The sequence below is a fragment of the Actinoalloteichus spitiensis RMV-1378 genome (assembly GCF_000239155.1).
GTDB lineage: Bacteria > Actinomycetota > Actinomycetes > Mycobacteriales > Pseudonocardiaceae > Actinoalloteichus_B > Actinoalloteichus_B spitiensis.
The window spans coordinates 1-9077 of record NZ_AGVX02000206.1 but is presented as its reverse complement, the minus strand read 5'-3'; the positions used below and the strand labels follow the sequence as shown (position 1 = coordinate 9077).

The 9077-nt window shown below is 70.6% G+C and carries 8 protein-coding genes and 1 pseudogene; 7 read left to right on the top strand and 2 right to left on the bottom strand.

Going from position 1 to position 9077, the window contains the following annotated elements; all coding sequences use genetic code 11:
* A pseudogene (locus ACTIDRAF_RS0210560) lies at window positions 1–209 on the top strand (threonine/serine dehydratase); the annotation flags it as partial.
* Window positions 210–276: 67 nt separating this feature from the next.
* On the opposite strand, the gene mnmA reads toward ACTIDRAF_RS0210560, so the two are convergent.
* Window positions 277–1374 carry a tRNA 2-thiouridine(34) synthase MnmA gene (mnmA, locus tag ACTIDRAF_RS0210555; RefSeq protein ID WP_026065968.1) on the bottom strand — a complete coding sequence of 366 codons (1098 nt, stop codon included), beginning with the start codon at window positions 1372–1374 and terminating at the stop codon, window positions 277–279.
* A gap of 2 nt (window positions 1375–1376) precedes the next feature.
* Window positions 1377–2612, bottom strand: a complete 1236-nt coding sequence (locus tag ACTIDRAF_RS0210550) for a cysteine desulfurase family protein (protein WP_016698706.1) — start codon at window positions 2610–2612, stop codon at window positions 1377–1379.
* Between the two features lie 608 nt (window positions 2613–3220).
* Between ACTIDRAF_RS0210550 and ACTIDRAF_RS0210540 the strand changes: the two genes are divergently transcribed.
* The 6 genes from ACTIDRAF_RS0210540 (at window position 3221) to ACTIDRAF_RS31920 (ending at window position 8573) form a co-directional block, all read left to right on the top strand.
* Window positions 3221–4402 carry a helix-turn-helix domain-containing protein gene (locus ACTIDRAF_RS0210540; protein WP_039786744.1) on the top strand — a complete coding sequence of 394 codons (1182 nt, stop codon included), beginning with the start codon at window positions 3221–3223 and terminating at the stop codon, window positions 4400–4402.
* Window positions 4403–4974: 572 nt separating this feature from the next.
* Complete coding sequence (locus ACTIDRAF_RS33745; RefSeq protein WP_016698704.1) at window positions 4975–5094, top strand: lasso RiPP family leader peptide-containing protein; 120 nt, start codon at window positions 4975–4977, stop codon at window positions 5092–5094.
* A 20-nt stretch (window positions 5095–5114) separates the two neighbouring features.
* Entirely contained in the window at window positions 5115–6887 is a 1773-nt protein-coding gene (locus tag ACTIDRAF_RS34885; protein ID WP_083886225.1) for an asparagine synthase-related protein, read from the top strand.
* A 2-nt stretch (window positions 6888–6889) separates the two neighbouring features.
* Window positions 6890–7171, top strand: a complete 282-nt coding sequence (locus ACTIDRAF_RS0210530) for a PqqD family protein (protein WP_016698703.1) — start codon at window positions 6890–6892, stop codon at window positions 7169–7171.
* Window positions 7172–7218: 47 nt separating this feature from the next.
* On the top strand, window positions 7219–7614 hold the full coding sequence (locus tag ACTIDRAF_RS28210; protein WP_016698702.1) for a lasso peptide biosynthesis B2 protein: 396 nt from the start codon (window positions 7219–7221) through the stop codon (window positions 7612–7614).
* Window positions 7611–8573, top strand: a complete 963-nt coding sequence (locus tag ACTIDRAF_RS31920) for a protein-L-isoaspartate O-methyltransferase family protein (protein ID WP_016698701.1) — start codon at window positions 7611–7613, stop codon at window positions 8571–8573. Before ACTIDRAF_RS28210 ends, ACTIDRAF_RS31920 begins: the two co-directional genes overlap by 4 nt.
* The last annotated feature ends 504 nt before the right edge of the window (window positions 8574–9077 follow it).

Here is a 9077-nt window from a genome sequence, read left to right as displayed (position 1 = left end):
CGGTGCTCGGCTCGGCCCCGAACCTGCGGTCCGCCCTGGTGGAGGACGCCCAGCTGTTGGCGGCCAGGGACCGCCTGTGGGAGGAGTTCCGGATCGCCGCCGAGCCGGCGGCCGCCGTGCCCTTCGCGGCCTGGCTCGCCGGGGACGTTCCCGGTCGGCTCCCGTGCGTGGTGATCTGCGGCGCCAACACCGACTGGTCCCCGGCCTGAGGTGGACGCGGTCCCCGGGGCCACGGGCTGGGCTCGGGGCGTGCCGGCCAGCCCGTGACGGGCTTGGTCAGGAGGTGGCGCTGATGCGGCCCGCACCCAGCACCAGATCACCGGCTTCGGCGTCCGGTCGGTACAGGACGGCGACCTGCCCCGGAGCCACCCCCCGGACGCTGTCGCGCAGCCTGATCCGCACGCGGTTGCCGTCCCGTTCGGCCACCGCCGGGGCGGTGCCGCCGTGCGCCCGGATCTGCACGATGCACTCGACCAGCCCGTCGAGCGGTCGTCCCGTCGGCCACACCGGGTCGTCGGCGACGATCTCGGTCACGGCCAGCCGCTCGGCGGAACCCACGCGGACCGTGCCCGACACGGGTTCGAGCGAGAGCACGTAGCGCGGGCGCCCGTCGGGCGCGGGTCGGTCGAGACCGAGGCCCTTGCGCTGGCCCACGGTGAACCCGTGCACCCCGCCGTGCTGGCCCAGCACCTCCCCGGTCTCGTCGTCCACGAGGTCGCCCGAGCGGTTGCCGACCCGGGCGTCGAGGAACGCCCGGGTGTCCCCGTCGGGGATGAAGCAGATGTCGTGGCTGTCGGGTTTCCTGGCCACGGCGAGGTCCTGCCGTTCGGCCTCGGCCCGGATGTCCGGCTTCCGGGTGTCCCCGACGGGGAACAGGGCGTGCCGCAGCTGGTCGGGGCGGAGCGAGGCCAGGACGTAGGACTGGTCCTTGTCCGGGTCCACCGCCCGGCGCAGCTCGACGCCCTCCCCGTCGGCGGTGGCCGAGATCCTGGCGTAGTGGCCGGTGCAGACCGCGTCGAAACCGAGGGCCAACGCCTTCTCCAGCAGCGCCTCGAACTTGATGCGCTCGTTGCACCGCATGCAGGGGTTCGGGGTGCGCCCCGCCTCGTACTCGGCGACGAAGTCGTCGATGACGTCCTCGCGGAACCGTTCGGCGAAGTCCCAGACGTAGAAGGGGATGCCGAGGAGGTCAGCCGCGCGGCGCGCGTCCCGGGAGTCCTCGATGGTGCAGCACCCCCTTGCCCCGGTGCGCAGCGTCCCGGGTTTGGCGGACAGCGCCAGGTGCACACCGACCACGTCGTGCCCGGCGGCGACGGCCCGCGCCGCGGCCACCGCCGAGTCCACTCCCCCACTCATCGCCGCCAGGACTCGCAAGGTCACACCTCCGCCGAAGTTCGCAGTGTCCGTCCGCCACGCCGCCGGGCCCCGGCCAGGCCCGCGCTGCGCGCCCTGGCCACCACGGGCCCGATCGCCTCCCGGACCGCCGCGACGTCCTCGGCGGTCGAGGTGTGCCCCAGCGAGAACCGCAGGGAGCCCCGCGCGGTGGCCGGGTCGGCGCCCACGGCGAGCAGCACGTGGCTGGCCTGGGCGACGCCGGCCGTGCAGGCCGAGCCCGTGGAGCACTCGATGCCCTTCGCGTCGAGGAGCATCAGGAGGCTGTCCCCCTCGCAGCCGGGGAAGGTGAAGTGTGCCAGTCCCGGCAGCCGCCCGGGGTGGGGCCCGGTGGCCGGGCCGTCGGCGTCGCCGTTGAGCACCGCGTCGGGGACGGCGGCGCGCACGGCGGCGACCAGGTCGTCCCGCAGCACCGCGAGCCGGGCGGCCTGATCCGGCTGGTCGCCGACCGCCTCCCGGACCGCCACGGCCAGGGCGCTGATCGCCGGGACGTCGAGGGTCCCGGAGCGGATGTCCCGTTCCTGGCCGCCCCCGTGCAACAGCGGGGTGCACGAGGTCTGCCGGTCGAGGAGGAGCACGCCCGCGCCGGCGGGGCCGCCGAGCTTGTGCCCGGTCAGGGTGAGGGCGTTCGCCCCGCTGCCCGCGAAGTCGACGGGGATGGCGCCGACCGCCTGCACGGCGTCGGTGTGCATCGGGATCCCGTGCGCGGCGGCGGTCCTGGCCAGTTCGGGGACGGGGTTGACGGTGCCGATCTCGTTGTTGGCCCACATGACGGTGACCAGGGCCACCGCGTCCGGGTCCTCGGCGATGGCCTCGGCCAGCGTCGCCGGGTGCACCCGGCCAGCCGTGTCGACCGGCAGCCAGGTGACGTCGGCGCCCTCGTGGTCGGCCAACCACTGCACGGCGTCGAGCACGGCGTGGTGTTCGACGGCGGAGGCCAGGATGCGCCGTCGGCGGGGGTCCTCGGCGCGGCGCGCGTAGAAGATCCCCTTGACCGCGAGGTTGTCGCTCTCCGTCCCGCCGCCGGTGAAGATCACCTCGGAGGGGCGGGCGCCGAGGGCGTCCGCGATCGCCTCCCGGGACTCCTCCACGGTGCGGCGGGCCCGACGGCCGGAGGCGTGCAGCGACGAGGCGTTGCCCAGGGTCAGCAGCGCCGCGCTCATGGTGGACACCGCGCCCGGTCGCATCGGGGTCGTCGCGGCGTGGTCGAGGTAGGCCATCGTTGACCCAGCCTAACGGGGGTCGTGGGCTGCTCGGCAGGCACGCGACGGCCGGCGGGGGCGACGCGGGTCACCCACCTGGTGGTGCGCCGCCCGGCGCGGGGCCGGCCCGGGGCCGCTGACTGGGTTGGGGGAAACGACGTTGATCGGCTGCGATGATTCATCCTCCGAGTCCGTCGGGCAACTTTCCTTTGAGGTGGCCGAGATCGCTCCTCGATACCCCCGGATGCGGCGATGGGTCCCGCGCCGTGGGGACGTACCCGAGGAGGAGGACGACCCGCGACCGGCCAAGCGCGCGACCTCATCCGACCCGGCATCCGCTCCCGCCGCCCCGTTGCCGCACCCGGCCGGACTGACCGGCCGTGCGGACTACCACCGGCGGGCGTGAACCAGGGCGGAGCACGACCGGAACGCGCGCCCGAGACGTCAGGAATGGGCAAGAGTCGAAATCCGGCCTGCTTCATGAACCGCGCGATGAAACCTTGACGAGCTTCTTTCGCTCCGCTCCCCCGTGGGTAGCCTGTTCGCGAATCCCCGCCCAACGTGACCGCTACACGCGACCAGGTGGAGGCACCGGCGGGGGACGATTCCGGCGAGAAGAGGGAACCATGCCCGACTTCGGACGGATGTTGCGGCGCCTGCGCCAAGAACGAGGCTGGACACAGACCGAACTAGCACGCCGGGTGCACGTCGGGCAATCCGCTCTCAGTCGTTACGAATCCGGGCGCTCGCAGCCAAGTCCTGATGTCGTGGAAGCACTCGCCGAAGTCCTGGGAGACGCACTACGCACCGCCGCACCCGCAATGGCCCTCAACCAGGTCGACGGTGGCGCTGGTGATGGGCTCGCCGCGATCGAACTCGCCCGCCGTGTCAAAGCCTCCGATGTTGGCGACAGCACTCTTCAGCAGTTGGAGGAGGGGTTCGACCAGATGGCCACCGCCTATTCGTCCGCCGCTCCGCCGCTGCTGCTCCCGCAGGTCACCAGTCACCTCGGGTACGTGTTTGAACTGCTGGACGGCCCCAAACTCTCGCTGTCCGCACACCGGCGGCTGGTCGTCGCCGGGGCCTGGTACTCCCTGCTGGCCGCGACGCTCCACATCGACCTGAACCAACACGGGGCGGCCACGGCCAGACTCCGTGCGGCAGCGTCGCTGGCGAGACACGCTGGTCACGACGAGATCCGAGCATGGGCGGCGGAGACCGAGGCATGGCGGCAGCTCACCGCCGGCCAACTACGTCGCGCCTACGACCTCACGGAGGCCGCGCGGTACCTCGCTCCGGTCGGTTCGTCGATTCATGTCCAGGCCACCGCCCAGCAGGGCCGCGTGCTCGCGCGCCTCGGTGATTCCGAGCGGACCTATCACGCCGTCGACTCCGTGAACTCCCTGGCTGCTGATCTGCCAGCTCTCGACGCGGACGAACGGGAACACCACTACCGGTATGACGGAACGAAACGCTGCGCCTACACCGCGACCACCCTGTCGTGGCTGGGAGATCCGGCAGCAGCGGGACACGCTGAGCATGTGATCGACCAGTTGACACCGAAAGCTAGTGAGTCAGGCCGATGGCCCAGGAGACTCGCCAGTGCCTACCTGGATCTGGCTTTGGTGCAGGTGAAGACTGGAGAGGTCGACTCGGCGGCCGACTCCGCGCTGATCGCGATGCGTACGGGCAGCGTCGTGCCCTCCAACTTCTGGCGGGCTGCCGAAGTCGTGCGCGCGGTCGAGGCGCGCCGGATGCCGCAGGCCCGGGAACTCCAGGCCGCCTACCGGGAGATGACCCAGAGCTGACGGCACTATGCGCGCTATGCGCACCCCGACTCCCTTATGCCTATCACAGGCATACCTTTTCTCAGAAGGTAGTCGGCATGTCACTATCTGCTCATGCCTGACTTGGCCGAGTCGACGCAGTCCCCGCCCCGCTGCCCGTCGCCGGCGCGTGAGTTGTCCATCGAGTGGCCCGCCGCCGAGGGTGCACCGTGTGGTCCGGTCGGCACCGGGTTTGACGGAGGGAGCCTGGACACGCTGCGGCCCAGCAAGCCAAGTGCCGGCACTGCGAGCGAATGACAGAAGAACGAACATGCGGCCGGCGGCAGCCACTGGGGTTCTCCACCACCCGAAAGGATGGACCGCTCGGCTTCGGTTTTCCATATGACGCGACACCAACGGACATACCCCATACCCCGCGCGAAACGAGTGCTCGCGAATCTGGCCATGCGGTTCCACTCGCGCGGCCTACGCCTACTTCGCAGTTGGGGACCGAGACAGCCTCGGCGGCAGGGCGACCCCGACCCTCGTCGCCAAGGCGCACCACCCCCGAGTGGGGTGACCATCGATCGATGTAAAGGGAGAGGAGACACCCAATGGAAGAGCAGGAAGCGGTGTACGAGCCGCCGACGCTGGTGGAAATCGGTGCGATTACCGAACTGGTCCTCGGATCGGACTTCCAGGACACCGCAGACAAGAAGAACAAGTACTACTGATCTCCAAGGAGTGATGCGCGGTGTGGCTCGGCACCGAAGCTGACGATGCGTGGGTCACGTCGCCGCGTGAAGTCACGGGCTGGGAGCAACGAAACCTGGATTGGTTCCGGGTCTGGCACTCCCAGCCCGCCCACTTCACGGAGGTTCCAGGCTGCCGGGTGCTGATCCTTGGCCACACAACCGGCGATATCAAACGCGGCGCGCACGCCCTCGCCCGTGGCGATGACTCCGCGCTCGCTGCCCTCGGTGCAAGCTCAACCGTGATTGCGGTCCGACCGCAGGACGCACTGATCTGCGGCGATCTAGCTGGGCAGCACCTGGTCACTTACACGGACAGAGACGGGCAGGTGCTGACTGGTGGCTCTCCCCGCCTCGTCGCACGAGTCCTGGGTTCTCAGCTGAACTGGAGATGGCTCGCTCTCCAGCTCGCCGCGCTTCCGGCCGCAGACGTGTGGTGGACCGGCAGCCCCTGGCGAGGCATCTCGGTCGCACATCCTGGGTGGGCACTCCATCTGCGGCGATGCGGTGGTTGTTCCGTCCGCCAGGTCACGAGGCTACCCGAAGCTACTGCGACCCTGGGCGAGGCTGCCGAGACAACGCGACGAGCTTTGACCAGTGCGGTGCGGTCTCGAGCTGAGCGGCCTTGCTCGGTGGATCTCTCTGGTGGGATGGATTCGGCGGCGATCGCGACGTTGGCCGCCGCGCACGTCGCGAAGGACAGCCGAGTTCCGGCTGTGACCTTGCTCGACTCCGGGAACGACGACGCCCTGACGGCCCGTGCGATCGCCGAGGCTGTTCCCTCGCTGCAGCAGTATGAACATGAGTCACCAGCAAGTGTCCTGCCGTTCGGCGATCTAGAACTGCTGGGGCTGTGCGACGAGCCAGTAAGCGCTGCGGGGAGCATCGCCAGCGAACGCTGGTACACCCAACTGCTGATAAGCCAACACGGCTCACGACGGCATCTGACTGGAGAGGGCGGCGACGCTGTACTCACCGCCCCACTGGCCTATCTCGCCGACCTCGTTGGCCTTGATCAGTGGCGGCAGTCCTCGGCATGGGCACGGCTTCGCACCACCTCCCCGACCGCCGTCTATCGAGCGGCCCGCAAGTTGCGATCAACTACCTACAGTGGCGCGCTGTGCGCCTATGCCAATGCGCTCCTCAGCACCTCGCAGGATGACGCACGTTGCGAACAGCGAGTAACCTGGTTCGGCTCACCTACCCCCCATCTGCTCACCCACTCGGTGCGCGCCGCTGCCGCTGACGCGCTGCGCGAGCACGCCGAAAGCCACCGAGCACCGACCACGCCCCTGGGGAAGGGTGCCGGCACCGGCGATGTCGCCGCATGGATTCGACTGATTGTCCTCGGCCGTCAGCTGCGAGGCTTCACGCAGCTGGCCGCCCAAGCGGGCCTGGCGGTCGAATCTCCCTGGCTTGATGACGCTGTGGTTCGAGCTTGCTGGTCAACCCCTGCGACCAGACGCACCAACGCTCATCAGCTCAAGCCCCTACTCGCGACAGCATTGCGCGGCGTGGTGCCGGACATCGCGTTAACCCGCTCCACCAAGGGAGCCTTCACTGCTCTGCACTACGAAGGACTCCGCCACCACCACGTCCAACTACTTGAAATGTTCACCAACAGCCACTCCGCCGCACTCGGCCTAGTCGACGACAACGCGGTTCGTAAAATGCTTCAGCACGCCAATTCCGGGCGCGCCGTACCGCTCGGTCACCTCGACGCCGTGATTTCACTGGAAGCATGGCTACGATCTGATGGAGGTACGAAGACGTGAATGTGACGACTGATTCACGAGTCCAGTCCGCGGAGCACCACGACGGCAGTCTCGTCCTCATCGCCGAACACACCGGCAAGATCTACCAATGTTCACCCACGGCCTCGTTGATGTGGCGGACGATCGAAGAGATCGGTGACCTCGACCACGCTGCTGACACGATCGCCGCTCGATGCGGCATCACCGTCGTTCAGGCGCGGAGCGATCTCGACGCGTTCGTGGCGACGCTGGCCGAACATCGCCTGACGCGCGGCACCTCGAAAAGTGGAAGGAACAGGTCGTGAGTACGCCGATGGCTCTGCCGGACACCGGTAATCCGGGGCCAACGTGGATGGTCCGAGCATCCGGTGCGGGGGCGGCGCTGGGTGCCTGGCTGTTGCTGCGCGCCGTCCGGTTCGACCGCGTCACCCGCCTGGTCCAGGTCCTGGTGAGGTCAGGACGCCCGGCGACCAGCGCTAAGGTCGCGGACCTCGTGAGTGCGGTCGATGCCGGTGCCAGGCGGCTACCGGTACGGGTGGCCTGCCTTGAACGCTCTCTCGCGGTCGTGCTGCTGGCGTGGGCACAGCGACGCGCGGTGACGTGGTGCTACGGCACCAGCATCCGGCCGCCGCTGCGCCTCCACGCCTGGGTGGAGGCCCCCGACGGGCGACCCGTCGGTGAACCCGACGACCTCGGCTACCGCGCCACTCGGCGCATCCTCCCCGACGGAAGGGACGGCATCGCGTGACCCGTTCGGCGATCGACTACGACGAGTGGACCACCGGTGACGACGGTGAGCAGATCACCCAGACCAGCGCGCCGGACATCATCGCCGACCTGCTCGACCTGCTCGACGTCCAGCCCGCCGACCGGGTCCTCGAGGTCGGCACCGGCAGCGGGTACTCCACCGCGCTGTTGGCCGCGCTCACCGGCCCCGCCGGGCGGGTCACGTCGGTGGACGTCGACCAGGGCCTGGTCGCCCGCGCCTCCGCCCGGTTCACCGCCGCCGGGTGGCACCACGTCGAGGTGCTCGCCGGTGACGGTCTGCTCGGCGCGCCCGGACGGGCGCCGTTCGGCCGGATCATCGCCTGGACCACCCCGCCCGCCATCCCGCGCGCCTGGTTGGACCAGGCCGAGGACGGGGCCGTCCTGGTGTCCCCGGTGCAGCTGGCTCCGGTCGCCCACGCCCACGCGGTGCTCCGCGCCGAGGTCGAGGCCGGTCAGCTGCGGCCGAGGTCGTTGCACCGGGGCAGCTTCATCGAATCCCACGACCGGACACCGGAGGACTTCCGGATACCGACCCGGTTCGTCGACGCCGTCACCACGGACGGCGCGACACCGTGTTGGCTGAGTGCGGCGGCACTGCGCGGGAACCCCGGCCGCGCCCGGGCGCTGTTGGTCGACCTCCTCGGCCACGGTGTCACCGAGGCCGCCGGGACCGCGCTGGGTGGCTACGCCGAACGTCGGGCCGCCCTCGGTCACGTCCTCGCCGCCGATCCGGACCGGGCGTGCAGCGCGGCCGGCCCGTGGGGACGGGGCACCGGTCTCGCCAGCGGGTCGGGCGTGGCGCTCCTGACCTCCGGCGGCGACCTGGTCCACGTGGGCGATCCCGCCGTCGTGGACGGGTTGCGCGTGGCGCTGCGGGCGTGGACGGAGGCGGGACGGCCGGACCTCTCGGCGGTCCCGCCCGACATCCGCGCCTGGTGACCAGCCCCGTGTCCCCGGTGTGCCGGCGTCCCCGGCTGGTCGCCACCACCCGCCACGGGGGGTCGCGGCTGCGGTCGCGACTCCCTCCGCCGTGGGTGGTGCACGAACGGGCGCCCCCGCGACTGCGCTGCGCGGATCCTCTCCACGCGCGCCGCCTCGTACCCGCCACCCGGCGGTCGCGGTCATGCCCCCGACCGGCGGGAAGGTCCGAGGCCGTGGGAGGAGACCCCTGCCTCAGGCCAGGGCACGGCAACCGCCACCGGGCGTGGGGTCATGCTGCCCAGTGCGGACGGGACCGGCTCGTAGGCGCTGGGGCCGGTCTCCCGCTGACGGGGCGCGCGGCGGGGTCGAACACGGGTGTCTGATCGCCGAGGCGGCGGGGGGCGCACCGCGCGGATCCGGCTGGACTTCCCGGTGTCGGCGCGACCGGGGCCATCCTGATCTCGGCGGTGTCGGGTACCCGCCCGGCTTCCACGACGTGGCCCCGGTCGGCGGGACGCCGAC

Bases quoted from the DNA above. Each gene is read 5' to 3' on its own strand.
- ACTIDRAF_RS0210550 (WP_016698706.1), bottom strand. From the start codon at position 2,612: ATGGCCTACCTCGACCACGCCGCGACGACCCCGATGCGACCGGGCGCG.
- ACTIDRAF_RS0210540 (WP_039786744.1), top strand. From the start codon at position 3,221: ATGCCCGACTTCGGACGGATGTTGCGGCGCCTGCGCCAAGAACGAGGC.
- ACTIDRAF_RS33745 (WP_016698704.1), top strand. From the start codon at position 4,975: ATGGAAGAGCAGGAAGCGGTGTACGAGCCGCCGACGCTGGTGGAAATC.
- ACTIDRAF_RS28210 (WP_016698702.1), top strand. From the start codon at position 7,219: ATGGTCCGAGCATCCGGTGCGGGGGCGGCGCTGGGTGCCTGGCTGTTG.